Origin of the sequence: Bacillus sp. ISL-34 (genome assembly GCF_018613325.1) — a bacterium.
GTDB lineage: Bacteria > Bacillota > Bacilli > Bacillales > DSM-1321 > Peribacillus.
This window is the reverse complement of record NZ_JAGGQJ010000011.1, coordinates 126,451-143,948: the sequence shown is the minus strand read 5'-3', so window position 1 is coordinate 143,948 and position 17,498 is coordinate 126,451. Positions and strand designations below refer to the sequence as shown.

The following is a 17,498-nucleotide window of genomic DNA, read 5'->3' as shown; positions in this document are numbered from 1 at the left end:
AGGAGTGAATATATGTATTCCAAGATACAGCCACCAACGAAGAAAATATCCAAAGAATCAGTGAAGGTGTGGCGGATGACTGAAGCCATTACCAATCTCATTATCCTCGCCGTCCTTGGCATCCTATTATTTGTTGATGATTATTTCACTTGGAAAGAATGGATTGGATGGATTTTAAACGGACTTATCGTATTATCTTTTTTCCATGCTATCTGGTCCATCTTCATTGAACCGATACTGTTGCAAAAGTATTGGCGTTACGACGTGAACGAAGAATTCATTCAAACAAAACGTGGAGCCTGGAGTGAAACGCATGAACTCATTCCGATGACGAAGGTTCAATCCGTCAAATTGAACCAAGGACCGTTTTTGCGAAAATACAACCTTTATTCCCTAAGCATCGGAACAATGGGCGACTCTCATGACATACCAGCCATCCCCGAGAAAGAGGCGTATGAATTACGAGATAAAATTGCCCATTTCGCAAAAATTAAGGAAGTGGATTAATGATGGAAGAACAATCAAAACGATTACACCCTTTCAAAATCCCTTTCGAATATTGGAAATTGCTGAAAGGAAATGTATTTTTCATAATCATGCTTTATGTCCTGAATTTCGGTTCTGAAAAGATGTATATGAAGGTACTCCAAATCGGCTTTCTAGTTTATCTGATTTGGAAAGTCATTTCTGTCATCGTTAAATGGTATACATATAAATACCAAATCAAAGAAGGTACCATATATATTACTTCAGGGCTTGTCTCGAAATCGTATCGAACTGTCCCGCTTCATAAGGTTCAGAATGTTCAGCAGCGCACGACGTTATTTCATAAGATTTTCAGATTGACCTCTTTAACATTCGAAACGGGGATGACTGGTGATCAGGGTAGCGTACCTTTCGAGATGCTTTCCCGAAAAGAGGCTGAACGGCTTGAGGGGGAATATGCTTCAAAACAGGAACTTCCAGTTATCGAAGTGGATATTCCCGAAGAACGAATAGCTGAGGATATGGAACCAACCAATGAAAAAACGATTCATTTCACGCCAAGCAAACAAGATGTGCTGAAAGCTTCCTTTACATCACTCAGCTTCCTGGCTCTTATCCCGATATTGGCTACGTTATATAATACACTCGATGATTTTATCGACTTGGAGAACGCCGAAGGGTTCCTTGCCAAGCTATTGGATACATGGTGGATCATCACCATCGTTATTGCTGGCCTCGTATGTGTCGCCGCTGCCTTCGGAATCGTTTCCACATTCGTTAAATATGGAAAATATGAAATTTCATCCGATCACGAGCGTATATATATCAAGAAGGGCGTACTGGATGAATCTGCTTTTTCCATTCAGAAAGAAAAAGTACAAGCAGTCGAAATCACCCAATCAATCATTAAAAGATTGCTAGGGTTGGCAGAAGTGAAACTGATCAGTGCAGGAAGCACGGGTGATGAAGAGCTGGAAACGAACACCCTCTATCCTTTTTTATCAATTGAACGGGCATATGGGATGGTAGAAGAGATTTTACCAGCTTACAAAGTGGAACGGTCAATGAAGTCACTATCGAAACAGGCCTTCAAAATCCGAATGCTGCGGCCCAGCTTTTTCTGGATTCTCACAACATTGGCGCTCTATTATTTCAAACCTTCCTTATGGTATATTTCGCTGATTCTGCTCGTCCTCATTTATACATTGAGAATAATGGATTACAAAAATAGCCGTTACTTGTTAAATGATGAGTTCATTCAGTTCAAATCCGGAAGTTTGGAAACATCAATATTCATTACCAAAAGAAGCAAGGTCATTCAAATTGAGGTGGAACGTTCGAAGCTGCAAAAGCTTTTCGGGCTTGCCTCAATTGAAACGATCAACCGATCCAAGCCTGTACACCATACAAAGCTCCAGGATGTATCCGTTGAATATGCTGACGAGTTTTACGCATGGTATATGGACAGGACAAAAAATATCCAAGTCGAATAGTTATCAATGAATGAAAGAGTTGACGATGGCAGTCAACTCTTTTTTTATCCTCTATACCTTGAATATATGTCTTCCACTCACCTCAGAATTAATATTGGGAATTTTCTAACTTGAAACTTCAAAAAAGTCAAAGCAGGCCGAAATATCTATAGAAGCCTAAATTAACTTGAGGTACATAAGGAGAATTGTACATATGAAAAGACTGACAGACTGGTATTTTAATTCGCTAAAAAAACAAATATTGATTCCTTTTTTAGCTTTGATCATGTTAAGCGGAATGGCCATCTCTTATATGAGCTATAAAAATAGTATCGAGTTGACCACCCAGGAACTTACCGGAACGACGGAAGAGCAAGTCAAGTCAATGAACGATTCTTTTGAAATCTTCTTTCAAAAAACGGAAAGTCAATTGGATAGGATCGGTAAGTATCCTATCATGAGCACTTATGACAAGAATCCGGAATCCATTATGGATGAGTTTTCCCATACACAGTCAAGCAGTTCTGAAATAAATGGTTTATACCTTGGCACGGAGAAAGTTGGGAAAACATTGATATTCCCAAAAGCTGAATTGCCGGCTGACTTCGATCCAAGACAAAGGGATTGGTATCAATCCGCATTGAAACAAAAAAACAAAACCATTTGGACGGAACCTTATACAGATCAGGCGACGAATACACTTGTCATCACGGCAGCAAAAGCCATATATGATGATCGTGATGAATTAATAGGCGTGCTCGGTGTCGACATCTCGATCGATACATTGATCACGATGGTCAATCAAACGAAATTCGGCGAAACGGGCTATACGGTTTTACTGGATAAGAAAGGGTCATTCGTTACACATCCAGACAAGGAAAAAATTCAACAGGATATATCAAAGGAAAATATTTTCAAAAAAATGAAAAGTGATTCCGGATCGATGATCGAGGAATATGAAGGGCAAAGCCGGATTGTCGGATACGCCACCAACCCTACAACCGGATGGAGAATAGCAGGGGTAATGGATGAAAATGAAGTGAAAGTCCGTGCAAGCCCGATGATAATCGATAATATCATCACAATGTTGATCGTCTTTACTATCACTGCACTATCTGCCATCTTCATCACCCGTTCTTTAACGAATCCGATTAAAAAGCTGCAGGAATCCATACGGAAAATGGCTGACGGCGATTTCACATCCAGGAATTCCATTTCCAGGAAAGATGAGATAGGCCAACTTGCAGAAGACACCAGCTTAATGACCAGGAATATGAGTCATATGTTAGGGGTTGTCAACAACCTTTCCGATAAAGTATCGGATTCCTCCATGACGCTAGTGGCTAGTGCAGATGAGAATTCAGCGGCAGCTAACGAGGTGGCCATGACGATGGAACAAATAGCGGCCGGTGCCATAGACCAAATCGAAGTTGGGCAGAATAACGAATTGGCCGTAAAGCTATTGGCTGACAAAATCAATGATCTTGAGGCGCAAACGGGTAAAATGGCCACGGAATCCGAAAATATGTTCAAGGCTTCCGAAAACGGAATCACTCAAGTGCAGGGCCTAAAACAACAATTCAATGAAACGTCCCTGATATCCAATAAGATGAGTACGGCAGTGAAATCTTTGGATGCACGGTCCAATGATATTAGTGCGATCGTAAAGACCATAAGCGGGATTGCAGGACAAACGAATTTACTCGCTCTGAATGCTGCCATCGAAGCAGCCAGGGCTGGTGAGCACGGAAAAGGGTTTGCAGTCGTTGCCGATGAAGTGAAGAAATTGGCCGAACAGACGGAAAACTCACTGAAAGAAATCTCTGAAATCATTCAAGCCATGCAAACCGATACAACCAATACCGTTCATTTGATTGATCTAGTCAATCAAAAAATCCATCTTCAGGATAATTCCGTAACGGATACGGAAAATGCCTTCAGTCACATTGCGTCCATTATCGCAAACACATTCAGCAATTTTGACGAAATAAAAAAGATGATGAACGATATGGTAAACGAGGTCACACGGATGGCAAGCAATGCAGAAAAATTAAATTCGATCAGTCAGGAAACTGCAGCAGGAACTGAAGAAGTATCTGCTTCCGTAGAACAAACGAATGCTTCCATGGAACAATTAAATGCCCTGGCTAGTGAATTGGATGCCCTATCCCAGGAAATGCACAAAGAAATAAAGAAATTCACATTCTAATCAAAAAAAAGACGGGTCCTGAGGGATCCGTCCTTTTTTAACTTACGACTTATAGAGTTCTTCTACCGTTCGTTAGCGTTGCATCGGTTTCAGTTATTCCTGAGTAAGAAGAACTGGATTTTCGCGCATCCGAATCGACTAACACAAGCAGCTTGCCACTCTTTACATCCGCTTCATAACGATTCGCCTCGTCTTCAGGTATGCCCATACCGATTAATGTACCGGCCAATCCTCCTGTACCAGCACCTACAGCCGCTCCGGCTAATGTTGCAGCAAGCGGTCCAGCTGCCAGTACCGGTCCGATTCCCGGAATTGCCAAAGCACCCACACCTGCTAATAATCCTGCTGCACCGCCCAAAATACCTCCGGTCGCCGCACCAGCTGCGAGCCCCTCTTCAACTTTTGTACCCGTTTCTTCATTCACTGCATTTAATTCTTCTTTATCTTTAGCTACCACTGAAATATCCTCACGATTATATCCTTGGGCTTGTAATGACTCAACAGCCTTTATGGCTTCTTCTCCAGTTTCATATACACCAATTATACGTTTATCCATATCTATCATCCTCCTTAAAGAATGTAAATTGTCGCTCCCCCTTTACATACCCCAGAGGATGAAAAGGCTAAACGTTATTTAACGGGAAAATATTTTTTGAGTTAACCTTTACTCAGAAAGGGTATATATAATAATAGTATGCATATTTTTAGGAGGTTTTCTTTTTGCTCATCGAGTTACTTAAAGATTTAGTATCTATCGACAGTTCATCGAAAGAAGGAGCTAACCAAGCAGTTGATTACTGTGCGGACTGGCTTAAAGAACAAGGACTTACCGTGAATGTGATCGTAAATAACGGTTATAAAATGCTTGTTAGCGAGATTGGCAGCGGAGATAAAACCCTAATTTGGAATGGCCATGTCGATGTTGTCAGCGGGACGCCGGATCAATTTTTCCCTGAGGTTCATGAAGGAAACTTATATGGACGCGGGACAGCTGATATGAAAGCAGGAGTTGCAGGGATGATGTGTGCATTTACCGAACTGAAAGATAAGGACTTAGGTTTGAAAATCCAGCTTCAGATCGTATCGGATGAAGAAATCGGCGGGTTGAACTGTTCCGGATATTTAGCGAAACATGGTTATAGAGGGGACTTTGTAATCTGTGCTGAACCGACGCAATTGGGAATCGGGCTCCAGGCAAAGGGTGCCCTTCGCCTCGATATTGAAGTGTCCGGCAAATCGGCACACGGAAGCCGTCCATGGGAAGGCGTGAATGCAATTGAAAAGGCCTATGATCTCTATCAAAAAATAAAGGATCTTCCTTTCACCCGGGATCATACTCCCCTATACTCTTCCCCTTCACTTAACCTAGCAAAAATAAAAGGCGGGGAGGTCTATAATAAGGTACCGGATGCCTGTTTGCTTAGTCTTGATATCCGTTATCTCCCGACGCAAACAATGGAAGATATCATTGCTCAGATCGAAAGTGTGACAGGAAATAATGTCCACCTTAATATGTACAGTAAACCTGTAAAAACCGAAGAGACAGACCCCTTCATCACTCTGCTCCGTCCGATTATCGAAAGAAACACCAAGCAAGACGCTGTCATTTTTGGACAGCACGGCTCCGCAGATACCGTCTTTTTTGCGGCATATGATATCCCAGCGATTGAATTCGGACCAAAAGGTGAGAACTGGCATGGAGATAGGGAATGCGTCAATCTTGAATCGGTAGCAGTCTATCAAAAAATGCTAGTCGATTTCGCTTCTGAATTTGTTTTACATTAATCCAAAGCATGAAAAAAGCCGGCATCACATAGATGTCGGATCAGTTTGTAGACAAAAGGAATTCAATTATAAAACACAGTTGATTGGAACGGAAGGTGCGAGACTCCTGCGGGAAAAGCGCGTTCAAGGGAGACCCCACAGGCGCAAAGGCGCCGAGGAGGCTCCCGGACCGCCCGCGGAAAGCAAGTGCCTGGAGTGGAAATCAACGTTCGAATTTTTACAAACTCTCAAAAAAACTGTAGACAAACTCGATTTTCACCGAGTTTGTCTACAGTTTGAGCCGGCATCACATAGATGCGGGCTTTTTCATGTTCCGAATATCCTCTCCTACTAAAATAAACGGCATTCAACCGTCTATTATTCCCGTTGTTTTTTTACAAAATATACAGGACTATAAAACTAGGGAATGCATATCCACATTTTACCTCATTAAACAGGATACGCCATTATACCAACACCATTTAACAAAAATACGCTTATACTGACATAATAAATAATATATTTACATTTAATAGATAAGTACTTTTATCCTAGTTTATATTACATTTATTTATCAAGGGAAACCTTTTTGTAACACAATTACTATTCCACCGAAACATTATTGTCATAAAGACCTGTTATTCTAAGTCTACGATTTAAAACAAAGGAGACTATTCATTTTGAAAAAAATACTACTTCCACTATTCACTGCTTTCTTTTTGGTATTTAGTTTTTCCGGAGTTTCATCGGCTGCTACTACTACATACAAAGTTAAAAGCGGCGACACACTATGGGGTATCGCCAATAAACATAATATAACAGTCAATCAACTCAAAAGTTGGAACAACCTGAAAAAAGATAACATCCACCCAAAACAAGTATTAAAGGTCAAGAAAACATCTACCTCTGCTAAACCTAAAGCTAAAGCTAAAACGACATCATCCAAGAAATATAAAACGATCACGGTGAAGGCAACAGCTTACACAGCGAACTGTAAAGGTTGCAGCGGTATTACAGCATCGGGTCTTAACTTAAAGAAAAACCCTAACGTAAAAGCCATCTCAGTCGACCCTAAGGTCATTCCACTAGGAACAAAAGTTCATGTAGAAGGATACGGGGATGCCATTGCGGCAGATAAAGGCGGCGCAATCAAAGGAAATAAAATTGACGTCTTCTACTCTTCTCACTCAAAAGCTATCAATTGGGGCAGAAAAACCGTTAAAGTAAAAATCTATAAATAATTAATGATAAGCACCAGCCTGAAACCTTTCAGGCTGGTCTTTTGTTTTTCCCATTCTTACAAACATTTAAACAACCAGTATACCTTCAAACAGAAATATTTACCGAAAATTCAGTCAATGTTATGATTAGTACATCTTAATAAAGAGAGAGGTGTGCACTTTGAATATTGTCATTATAGGGGCCGGGGCACTCGGCTCCTACTTTGGAGGCAGGTTGCAGCAGGCCGGGCAGGATGTTCAATATCTTGTCCGAAAAAACCGTGCCAAACAATTGAAAGAAAACGGTATCAGCATAACCAGCCCACACGGAAACTACCAATTTAACGACCTTCATATCACAGAGAACGTAAATGATATAGAAAAGGTCGACCTCGTGATTCTCGCCGTAAAAGGCCAGCATCTGCAAGGCACCCTTACCGATTTAAAGGTCCTTGTTGAAAAGGGCGCAAAGGTCCTCCCGCTTTTGAACGGGTTGGAACATGTATCCATTTTACAGGACGAACTGGGCGATGAAGCCGTCTTGGGAGGAAGCGCCTTCATCATTGCCACCCTTGATGAAAAAGGTCATGTCATTCACTCCAATGATAATCACGATTTAATCTATGGCCCGCTTCATCCGTCACAAAAAAAGGTTTGTGATGAATTCGAACAGGCGGCCGGATCAGCTATCATGAAGGCAAGCAGAACGGAAAACATATTGATCAGGATGTGGATCAAATACATGTTCATCACCGCCTTCTCCGGTGTGACAACAGCCTCCAACCTCCCTATCGGCACGATACGGAGATTCCCGGAAACCAATGGATTGCTAGAAAAGGTCCTAGTTGAAATGAAGGAGCTTGCAAATGCTTATGACGTCGGAATTACTGTGGATAATATTACTCAGGCATTGGAAAACATGGCAGGTTTACCTGATGAATCCACCTCTTCCATGCACCAGGACCGCCGGAAGGGCCTTACCCTCGAAGTGGAGCATTTACAGGGCGGTGCACTGCGCCTTGCCGACAAGGCCGGTTTGAAACTTCCTGTTATCGGAACCCTATATGCACTCATAAAACCTTTTGAAAATTGATTTTCGCCAATACCGGTGCTCCACCGGTATTTTTTTTGCAGCTTAGTAATCTATCTATATCCTAATCGTCACCTTTAATTCCTCCTCTTCCCTTCAGTTAATTAAAAATCCCAAAGACCAAAAAGAACTAAAAGAACAATATCACCAAAAGAATATTCTGATTCTTCCTTCTGTTACACTATTATCATATTAAGAAAGCGCTATCATATGACAAAGGAGAATGCACCTTGAAAATATTAAAAAATCTAACAGTTCAGGTCATCATCGGTATCATTCTGGGTATAACAGTCGGTTTCTTTTTCCCTGCTTTCGGTGAACAGCTGAAGATATTAGCTGATTTATTTATTAAAATGATTAAAATGGTCATTGCACCAATCATCTTCTTAACCGTCGTAATCGGAATCGGTGGTATGGGAGATATGAAAAAGGTTGGCCGCATTGGCGGAAAGGCCCTGCTCTATTTTGAAATCGTTACCACTTTCGCACTTGCCATCGGAATCATCGTGGTCAATCTGCTGGGACCTGGTAAAGGCTTTAACATCGATTCCGTCGAGGGCGGAGATGTATCACAATATACAACAGCCGCTTCCGAAACGGAACATGGCGCCGTTGCTTTCATTTCTAATATCATTCCTGATAACGCCGTTGCCGCACTGGCTGGCGGAGACTTACTCCCTATTCTATTCTTTGCCGTATTATTCGGATTATCAATGGCGGCAATGGGACCGAGAGTGCAGCCAGTCGTTTCTTTCTTTCAGCATATTGCCGATATTTTCTTCGGCATCGTCGGTATGATCATGAAAGTATCTCCATTGGCGGCATTTGGAGCAATGGCTTATACAATCGGTAAGTTTGGCATTGGTTCTCTAACCTCGTTAGGACAATTAATGGGTAGCGTATATATCACAATGGCACTATTCATCATTCTAATCCTTGGCTCGATCGCAAAAATCTACGGCTTTAATATTTTCAAGTTCATTGCCTATATAAAAGAAGAGATCCTCTTAGTTTTAGGAACATCTTCGTCGGAATCCGCCCTGCCAAGCGTGATGAAAAAACTCGAAAAATACGGTTGCTCAAAATCGGTAGTCGGTTTGGTTGTCCCAACCGGTTATTCTTTCAACCTTGATGGCACATCCATCTACTTATCCATGGCCGCGATTTTCATCGCCCAAGCCTATGGTGTCGATTTAAGCATCTGGCAGGAATTGACCCTTCTGGGAATCTTGATGTTAACATCCAAAGGAGCTGCCGGTGTAACGGGATCCGGTTTCATTACACTTGCTGCAACACTAGCTGCCTTCCCAATGATTCCAGTTGAAGGAATGGCATTACTGCTGGGAGTCGACCGCTTCATGTCTGAAGCACGTGCCATCACTAATCTAATCGGTAACAGTGTTGCTACAGTGGTCATTTCTAAATCAGAAGGTGAATTCAATCCAAATCAAGCCATTTCAGGTGATATGAGTGAAGTGGCCGTCTCATCGGAAAAATAATCGAATTTTGAATGAAGAGGTGTGCAACTTGCACCTCTTTTTTTTTTGCATTGCTCCCTGTCTATCAATGAATAGCCAATTTTCTATAAATGGCCAATCAAATAAATTTCAGAATCACGGAAAAGTGTTTATACTTTTATGTAACAGGTAAAAAAAGTATAAAGTTAAAAGTTTTAGTGGTTTGATGGATTTAACCAAATTAGGAGGTTTTATCATGAAGGATTACGGATTATTTATTAACGGTGAGTGGTCGGATTTTGGATTGGATAAAATTGAAGTGAGAAACCCGGCAACGGATGAAATAGTTGCCACAGTTCCTAAAGGCGGTGCAACTGAAGCAGCGAAGGCAGCAGATGCCGCATATGAAGCCTTTACGGGATGGGCTGCACTCTCAGTCTACGAACGTGCTGAACTAATTTGGAAATGGCATCGATTGATTGACGATAATAAAGAAGAACTAGCCAAAGTCATGACTGAAGAGCAAGGCAAGCCCCTTAAAGAGGCTCTTGGTGAAATGACATATGCAAACGGCTTTTTATCTTGGTTTGCCGAAGAAGGAAAAAGGGTGTACGGCGAAACGATTCCTGCTTCCGTGTCCAATAAGCGGCTTTTCGTGACTAAGCAGCCTGTCGGAGTTGTAGCTGTCATCACTCCTTGGAACTTTCCTGCAGCCATGATTACAAGAAAAGTGGCACCAGCGCTTGCCGTCGGCTGCACAGTCGTCATTAAACCGGCAAACCTGACTCCCATAACAGCTTTAAAAATGGCTGAATTAGCTGAAGAAGCTGGCATTCCAAAAGGAGTCATCAATGTCGTGACAGGAAAATCATCAGAAATCGGCGAAACTTGGCTTCAAGATACGAGGGTTCGTAAATTGACGTTCACCGGTTCTACAGAAGTCGGTAAAACCCTTATGAGGGGCTCAGCTGACACGGTAAAGAAAATCTCGCTTGAGCTTGGAGGTCACGCACCTGCAATCGTTCTTGAGGATGCCGACCTTAATAAAGCGGTTGATGGCATCATCAGTTCAAAATTCCGTAACGCAGGACAAACATGCGTCTGTTCAAATCGCATTTATGTCCACGAAGCCATTCAAGACGCCTTCATCGAAAAGCTCGTTGCCAAGGTAAAAGAACTAAAGGTAGGAAACGGACTGGAAGATGGCATCGATATCGGTCCGCTTATCGATCAAAATGCAGTGGATAAGGTTCAAAAACAAATAGATGAAGCAATCAGCAGCGGAGCTAAGCTCGAAGCTGGCGGTAAATCAATAAGCGGCCTTTTTCTTGAACCAACCGTACTGTCCAACATTGATGACAGCATGCTCTGCATGAAGGAAGAAACATTCGGTCCACTAGCTCCCATCGCTTCCTTTAAGACTGACGAAGAGGCAATCAAGAGGGCAAATGACTCCATCTTCGGTTTGGCAGCTTACGTCTTCACTGAAAATATCACCAAGGGCATCAAATTCACCGAGGCACTTGAATTCGGAATTGTAGGCTTGAACGATGGACTTCCTTCCGTTCCGCAAGCTCCATTTGGCGGATTCAAGCAAAGCGGGCTCGGCCGTGAAGGCGGACACCAAGGCATCGAGGAATTCCTGGAAGTAAAATATATCTCCTTAGGTTTGTAACCAATTTATGCGCTCTAAGAAAACGGGCCCGACTCAATGGAGTCGGGCCCGTTTTTTCATTCCAATATATCCTCTTCAAGCTTTTCCTCTTTTCGGATCCTGATAAATTTTACAATATTCAATACAATCGTTTTAACAACGGAGTAAGTCGGAACGGCCAAAATCATGCCGATGATACCGGCAATGTTTCCGGCGACGAGCAATAGGATGATGATCGTAAGCGGATGTGTGTTCAATTTCTTCCCGATGACTAACGGTGAAATGAAATTACCATCCAATTGCTGAATGACCGTTACAACCAGAATGACCAATAACGCCTCGGTCGGTGAATGAATCAATGCCACAATGACGGCAGGAGCGGCTCCGATAAACGGACCTACATATGGAATGATATTGGTTACAGCACCAATCAGCGCGAATAAGAACGCATAAGGCAAACCGATGATCAAATACCCGATGAACGTTCCGATCCCGACAAACATGCAAACAAGCATCTGCCCTTGTATGTATGTAGTAAGCGTCCCGCCAGTTTCCTGAAGTACTGTTAAAGCTGGTTTCCTATAGCGAACCGGCACGAATTTCATAATGGCGGCCGGAAGCTTATCCCCATCCTTCAACATATAAAACAGGATGAAAGGAACCGTTACGACCACTAAAGTAATATTCGTCACTACGCTGAAAACGGAAGTTAAACTGTTCGTAATATTACTAGGTAAATCAGTCAAATATTTCTGCAGCGTATCCCCTACTTCTTGCAGAGGTACATAATCTTGTTCCACCGTCCACAAAAACCATTTTGACTCAGCTGAATCTTCAACGAACTTCCTTACTTGATTGAAATAATCCGGAAGGTTATTGATTAAATCCGTAACCTGTTTGGAAAGTGACGGTCCAACCAGACCGACCAGCAAACTAATCAATCCCAGGAAAAATACATAAAGCAATAATATCGCCAATCCCCTAGGCACTCTTCTTTTAACGAGGAAATCAACAGTGGGATTGAACAGGAAATAGAGAAAACCTGAAATCAAGATTGGAAAGAACAATGTAGATGTAAAAATGACTATTGGTTCAAAAAGAAAGGAAATCTTTGTACCAACATAAAAAAGTAAAGACAATAGTAATAACTCTAACGTCCAAAAATGTAATTTTGTCTTGAACAAATTATCTCCTCCACTATAAGCATTCTATTTAACTCCCTATTTCTAAGGAAACAACATCATAAATACGAAAAATCCTATGTATGATAATCTTTCATTGTTAGCAGTTTACCATATTTCTATAACTTGAATGAATAATTATATACAAAAATATAAGAAAAAAACCTAAAGATACAGTTCCCTATCCTTTTGATGGTTAAGCATCATTTCACACTTTAAATCTGTTATCTATTGGAGGAAAAAGGACTAATCGGCAACATCATGCAAATTACTTAGGAGAAATAATCTATTTACCTTTCAATATTCCATTAGTGTGTGACGAAAGATTACCCAATACGGGACGGAACCAAATAAAAAAACCCCGCTGTATTGGCGGGGTTTTGACTCTTATTTTTGATCTTGAAGAACCGCTTCAAGCATCGTACCGTTTTTAGCTAGGTTTGTATGCCATGAGAATGCTTTTTCAAGAATATGTGGAGTTTGATGCCCACCAGTTTGCGCAACCGCTTCAGTGAAGTATGCACGAAGCTGTGGACGGTAGTCAGGATGCGCACAGTTTTCTATGATTAACTCTACGCGCTCTTTTGGTGCCAAACCACGTAAATCTGCGATCCCTTGCTCTGTCACTAATACATCCACATCATGTTCGGTATGATCCACATGGGAAACGAAAGGAACGATACTAGAAATCTTACCGCCTTTTGCATATGATTTCGTTACGAAAATGCCTAGGCGTGAGTTACGGGCAAAATCTCCTGATCCACCAATCCCATTCATCATTCTTGTCCCAGAAACATGTGTCGAGTTCACGTTACCATAGATATCACACTCTAACGCTGTATTGATTGAAATCAAGCCAAGACGGCGGATGATTTCAGGATGGTTGGATATTTCTTGTGGACGAAGAACTAGTTTATCACGGTATTTTTCAAGCTCACCGTAAACTTGCTTACCTTTTTCTTCAGCTAATGTAATCGAACACCCTGAAGCGAATTTAACTTTTCCAGCATCGATTAAATCAAATACCGCATCTTGCAGCACTTCTGAATAAACTTCCAAATCTTTAAATTCAGAATCAAGGAAGCCAGCGAATACTGCATTTGCCACCGAACCTACACCCGACTGAAGCGGAGCAAGGCTTTCAGTTAAACGGCCAGCCTTGATTTCTTCACGAAGGAAGTTAATGAGATGGTTGGCGATTGTTGCAGTTTCTTCATCCGGCGGCACGATAGTAGAAGGTGCATCAAGATCTGTAGAAACGACGATTCCCATTACTTTTTCAGGGTCAACCGCAATACCGATCGATCCCAGGCGATCACTTGCGCTATTCATAGGAATCGGTTCGCGCTCCCCTTGTTTAGCTGGTGTATATATATCATGCATCCCTTCCAAACCTTCTGGGTGGGACACGTTCAATTCAATGATTACATGTTTAGCTTCCTGAACGAATATGGCTGAGTTACCTACAGAAGTTGTCGGGATGATCAATCCTTCTTCCGTAATCGCCAATGCTTCGATGATTGCAAAATCTATTGGTCCGACAATGCCTTGACGAACTTGTTCAGCTGTATGAGATAAATGCTGGTCCACATAAGTGACTTCATCAGCATTGATTTTATTGCGGATGCCTTTATCCGCTTGGAACGGCAAACGTTTGTTTATGATACCGGCTTCCGCCATATGTTGGTCGACTTCCGGTCCTAATGAAGCACCAGTATAAACGTCAACTTTGAATTTTTCTGTTTTAGCTTTTTCAACTAGAGCCATCGGAATAACTTTAGCATCACCAGCACGGGTAAATCCACTCATACCGAGTTTCATCCCATCTTTAATCCATGAAGCTGCTTCTTCCGCTGTAACTACTTTCCCCTTAAATTGTTCATTGCGAATTTTTTTGAAAACGCTTTCGTTCATACAAAAGACCCCCATTTTCGCTTTTCTTACACTTAATTTTACCAATCCTGTGTAATCGTCACATTCATTTTCGAATGAAAAGCCTTAAATTGGGCATAAACCAGCATTTTTTTCACACAAGGGAGAGTCACTAAAATCCTAAAGCCCTTCTGAATTGACTTGCATATGTTTGACTGACCTGGATTTTGGAATCGTCTTTCATTATCAGTAAAAATGTAGAATGAAAATCGGGAAGGATTTCTTTAATATAGTTGATATTGACGATGTACGAACGATGCACGCGAATGAATAAATCACTAGGTAAAATGAATTCCAATTCACTTAAGTTCATTTTATGAAATCCACTCACACGTTCGGACTGAATTTTAGTTTTCCTATTTTGAGCTTCCAAATACATGATTTCATCATATGGAAGCGGTATCCAACGATCATCTGTTTTAATGGTCAAGAATGATGTCGGTAAAATTAATGGCTTTGACGGCAAGATGGCCGTTACCGCTCCTAAAGGATTTCCCTCGTCCATGATAGGAACACTCAGCCCATAGTAAGGTACGCCAAATACGTTGCTTTCAACTTGCACCCCTATTTTTTTACGGACACTCAGAGCTTTATATGTCGCCGTGTTTTCACTGATTAAATCACCTGGTTTTATTCTTAAGTCAACTTGTTTGCTCGGTTGATAATAAATGTATTTTTCGGAATCAGCCACAGAAATTGAAGCATCCTTCGGTACAAACTCCCTGATGATATTTAAAACGGATTCGACCGTAAATTGATCCATTTCCTTTCACCTCTTAAAAGAACATATTAATAATTTCCCTATTATTAAACAGGGCATTCAAGAAATAATTCATCGTTTTTTCGGAAAACTTACATTTTTTTGAAATAACTTTTCGCAAAATTAAAGAAAAATTGAAGTAACTAAGCGAAAAGCGTCAAAAAAGGCAAAAAAATCGTATTTAAATTTATATCCTTATTCATTATAGTTGTAAAGCTCCCCGATTTCCATGGGGGATTCAAGAAAAAAGCTTCCTTATTCTAACATTTAAATGCCACCCGGAGGCTGGAAATCAAACGCATTAAAAAGCCGCTCTCCCATATAGGATAACGGCTGAAAGGTCATTTTTTAAAACGGGGATTTTGAAACGAGGATTTCATTCGAAGGGATAGTATCTCTTCTAAATTTTTCAGTGGCAATTCCAATAAAAAGGGTCGGTCATCAGGTTGATATACATCCTCTGAAATGAGCGTATTAACGATCTTCTGTTTTTTTGCATTAACAATTCGGACCAGTCTCCCCATTTTCAGCTCCCTTTCTTTACATAACTGTATCCGGCACATCCGGCCGGACAATCAGATGTCATTCTTTAACGCATCATGACCTTCTTTTCCGGTACGGATATTCACAACATTCGCCAATTCATAAATGAAGATTTTTCCGTCACCTGGTTTACCGGTACTCAAGAATTTCCTTGCTACATCCACAACATCCTGAACTGGCACTTCACACACGACGATTTCGATTTTCATTCGGTCATGTAATGACATTTCACGATTTCTGCCTCTATAGGTTTCCACATAACTTTTCTGAAGACCCGTTCCTTTTACTTCCGATACAGTCATTCCGCTTACCCCTATTTTGGCAAGTTCGGCTTTGAATTGTTCAAACTTGATAGGACGTGTAATGATTTCTATTTTCGTTAAAACCTCGGACATATGAGCAACCCCCTTTTATATGGATTCGTGATAAGCTTTTTCTCCATGAAGTGTAAGATCAAGCCCCATTGACTCATCTTCTTCACTGACACGCAACGGCACGAAAAGGTTAATGACTTTAGCAACGATATAAGTGACCACGGCAACGAAGATATATGTCGCAATGATCGCTACAAGCTGCTTCCACAACAAGTTGAAGTCTCCATAGAATAAACCATCTGCACCGTTTTCGTTTACGGAAGTGGTCGCGAATAAACCTGTAGCGATGCCCCCCCATGTCCCGCCGATCCCATGTAATCCGAAAGCATCAAGTGCATCGTCGTAACCCAGTTTATTCTTCAGGAAGAATACGCCCCAGAAACATACGGCACCTCCGATGACCCCGATGATGATGGAAGAGGCAGGGGTTACGAATCCGCAAGCAGGTGTAATGGCCACCAAGCCAGAAATAGCTCCGGATACCGCGCCCAGCAATGTTGCCTTTTTATTGGCCATATACTCAACGATCAGCCAGCCTATGATACCAGCAGCTGCTGCAACAGCTGTATTGACGAATACATTCATTGCCACTTCATTGATTGTCAGTGCGCTTCCGACGTTGAAGCCGTACCAACCGAACCAAATTAATGATCCGCCAAGGAATGTTAAAGGAAGATTATGCGGTGCACTGTCCCCCGACTCTTTCCTTTTACCTAACATGATCGCTAAAACCAGACCTGCAACCCCTGAAGAAATATGAACAACGTTGCCACCTGCAAAGTCAAGTGTACCCAGTTCCGCTAACCAGCCGCCTCCCCATACCCAGTGTGCAACGGGAGCGTATACGAATAAAGACCAAAGGATCGTAAAAATCAGGAATGCTGAAAACTTCATCCGCTCGGCAATGCCACCTGCAATGATCGAGACGGTTAAAACGGCAAAAGTCATTTGGAATAACATGAACAAACTATGAGGAATTGTTTCGCTGTATGGTCCAGGTGCAAAGCCTACATCCTTTAAGCCAACCCAGTCCAGACCGCCCAGAAGTGTATTACCAGGTGAAAATGATAAAGAATACCCAATCAGCACCCAAAGAATCGAAATGACAGCCAGCGGCATATAACTATGCATTGCCGTATTCAGGACATTTTTACTTTTCACCATCCCTCCATAAAATAGGGCAATCCCTGGTGTCATTAACCAAACCATCATCGTCGCCAAAAACATGAATACCGAATCTGCCATTTGCATACTGTTTTTTTCCCCCTTGTTTTTTTGTATATGTTATGTTTATTAACACTAATATGTTATATCTTTTATCATATAATTAATTTTCTAATAATTCAACTTAATTTT

General features: G+C 41.5%; 14 protein-coding genes and 1 pseudogene. 9 read left to right on the top strand and 6 right to left on the bottom strand.

Annotated features, from left to right (window positions below; all coding sequences use genetic code 11):
- Positions 1-12 precede the first annotated feature (12 nt).
- The 4 genes and pseudogenes from J7E52_RS10615 (at position 13) to J7E52_RS27605 (ending at position 4,167) form a co-directional block, all read left to right on the top strand.
- On the top strand, positions 13-507 hold the full coding sequence (locus J7E52_RS10615) for a PH domain-containing protein (protein ID WP_034305830.1): 495 nt from the start codon (positions 13-15) through the stop codon (positions 505-507).
- Positions 507-1,979 carry a PH domain-containing protein gene (locus J7E52_RS10610; RefSeq protein ID WP_214745775.1) on the top strand — a complete coding sequence of 491 codons (1,473 nt, stop codon included), beginning with the start codon at positions 507-509 and terminating at the stop codon, positions 1,977-1,979. Before J7E52_RS10615 ends, J7E52_RS10610 begins: the two co-directional genes overlap by 1 nt.
- 193 nt (positions 1,980-2,172) lie before the next feature.
- Positions 2,173-3,195: pseudogene (locus tag J7E52_RS27610) on the top strand (HAMP domain-containing protein); the annotation flags it as partial.
- A gap of 24 nt (positions 3,196-3,219) precedes the next feature.
- The gene (locus J7E52_RS27605; protein ID WP_483861534.1) at positions 3,220-4,167 is read left to right on the top strand and encodes a methyl-accepting chemotaxis protein; all 948 of its coding nucleotides are present in this window, start codon (positions 3,220-3,222) and stop codon (positions 4,165-4,167) included.
- 49 nt (positions 4,168-4,216) lie between these two features.
- On the opposite strand, the gene J7E52_RS10600 is transcribed toward J7E52_RS27605, so the two are convergent.
- Entirely contained in the window at positions 4,217-4,723 is a 507-nt protein-coding gene (locus J7E52_RS10600; protein ID WP_063595257.1) for a general stress protein, read from the bottom strand.
- Between the two features lie 164 nt (positions 4,724-4,887).
- Between J7E52_RS10600 and J7E52_RS10595 the strand changes: the two genes are divergently transcribed.
- The 5 genes from J7E52_RS10595 (at position 4,888) to J7E52_RS10575 (ending at position 11,373) form a co-directional block, all read left to right on the top strand.
- On the top strand, positions 4,888-5,952 hold the full coding sequence (locus J7E52_RS10595) for a M20 family metallopeptidase (RefSeq protein ID WP_214745770.1): 1,065 nt from the start codon (positions 4,888-4,890) through the stop codon (positions 5,950-5,952).
- Between the two features lie 659 nt (positions 5,953-6,611).
- Positions 6,612-7,172: a 3D domain-containing protein gene (locus tag J7E52_RS10590; protein WP_214745767.1), complete on the top strand. Its 561-nt coding sequence runs from the start codon at positions 6,612-6,614 to the stop codon at positions 7,170-7,172.
- A gap of 151 nt (positions 7,173-7,323) precedes the next feature.
- Positions 7,324-8,244 carry a ketopantoate reductase family protein gene (locus J7E52_RS10585; protein ID WP_309476880.1) on the top strand — a complete coding sequence of 307 codons (921 nt, stop codon included), beginning with the start codon at positions 7,324-7,326 and terminating at the stop codon, positions 8,242-8,244.
- Between the two features lie 227 nt (positions 8,245-8,471).
- Positions 8,472-9,740: a dicarboxylate/amino acid:cation symporter gene (locus J7E52_RS10580; RefSeq protein ID WP_214745760.1), complete on the top strand. Its 1,269-nt coding sequence runs from the start codon at positions 8,472-8,474 to the stop codon at positions 9,738-9,740.
- Between the two features lie 214 nt (positions 9,741-9,954).
- Entirely contained in the window at positions 9,955-11,373 is a 1,419-nt protein-coding gene (locus J7E52_RS10575; protein ID WP_214745757.1) for an NAD-dependent succinate-semialdehyde dehydrogenase, read from the top strand.
- 56 nt (positions 11,374-11,429) lie between these two features.
- Here J7E52_RS10575 and J7E52_RS10570 read toward each other — a convergent pair whose 3' ends face one another.
- The 5 genes from J7E52_RS10570 to J7E52_RS10550 all read right to left on the bottom strand — a co-directional run bounded on the left by J7E52_RS10570 (position 11,430) and on the right by J7E52_RS10550 (position 17,393).
- Positions 11,430-12,536, bottom strand: a complete 1,107-nt coding sequence (locus J7E52_RS10570; protein ID WP_214745754.1) for an AI-2E family transporter — start codon at positions 12,534-12,536, stop codon at positions 11,430-11,432.
- A 384-nt stretch (positions 12,537-12,920) separates the two neighbouring features.
- Entirely contained in the window at positions 12,921-14,447 is a 1,527-nt protein-coding gene (scpC, locus tag J7E52_RS10565) for a succinyl-CoA:acetate CoA-transferase ScpC (protein WP_214745751.1), read from the bottom strand.
- A 130-nt stretch (positions 14,448-14,577) separates the two neighbouring features.
- Positions 14,578-15,228 carry a LytTR family DNA-binding domain-containing protein gene (locus J7E52_RS10560; protein WP_214745748.1) on the bottom strand — a complete coding sequence of 217 codons (651 nt, stop codon included), beginning with the start codon at positions 15,226-15,228 and terminating at the stop codon, positions 14,578-14,580.
- A gap of 572 nt (positions 15,229-15,800) precedes the next feature.
- Positions 15,801-16,163 carry a P-II family nitrogen regulator gene (locus J7E52_RS10555; protein ID WP_063235326.1) on the bottom strand — a complete coding sequence of 121 codons (363 nt, stop codon included), beginning with the start codon at positions 16,161-16,163 and terminating at the stop codon, positions 15,801-15,803.
- A gap of 15 nt (positions 16,164-16,178) precedes the next feature.
- Positions 16,179-17,393, bottom strand: coding sequence for an ammonium transporter (locus J7E52_RS10550; protein WP_214745743.1), 1,215 nt, complete (start codon positions 17,391-17,393; stop codon positions 16,179-16,181).
- Positions 17,394-17,498: the final 105 nt, after the last annotated feature.

Excerpts from the sequence above, each read along its gene's own strand:
- J7E52_RS10615 (WP_034305830.1), top strand. The coding sequence starts at position 13 with ATGTATTCCAAGATACAGCCACCAACGAAGAAAATATCCAAAGAATCA.
- J7E52_RS10610 (WP_214745775.1), top strand. The coding sequence starts at position 507 with ATGATGGAAGAACAATCAAAACGATTACACCCTTTCAAAATCCCTTTC.
- J7E52_RS27605 (WP_483861534.1), top strand. The coding sequence starts at position 3,220 with ATGACCAGGAATATGAGTCATATGTTAGGGGTTGTCAACAACCTTTCC.
- J7E52_RS10600 (WP_063595257.1), bottom strand. The coding sequence starts at position 4,723 with ATGGATAAACGTATAATTGGTGTATATGAAACTGGAGAAGAAGCCATA.
- J7E52_RS10575 (WP_214745757.1), top strand. The coding sequence starts at position 9,955 with ATGAAGGATTACGGATTATTTATTAACGGTGAGTGGTCGGATTTTGGA.
- scpC (WP_214745751.1), bottom strand. The coding sequence starts at position 14,447 with ATGAACGAAAGCGTTTTCAAAAAAATTCGCAATGAACAATTTAAGGGG.
- J7E52_RS10560 (WP_214745748.1), bottom strand. The coding sequence starts at position 15,228 with ATGGATCAATTTACGGTCGAATCCGTTTTAAATATCATCAGGGAGTTT.
- J7E52_RS10555 (WP_063235326.1), bottom strand. The coding sequence starts at position 16,163 with ATGTCCGAGGTTTTAACGAAAATAGAAATCATTACACGTCCTATCAAG.
- J7E52_RS10550 (WP_214745743.1), bottom strand. The coding sequence starts at position 17,393 with ATGCAAATGGCAGATTCGGTATTCATGTTTTTGGCGACGATGATGGTT.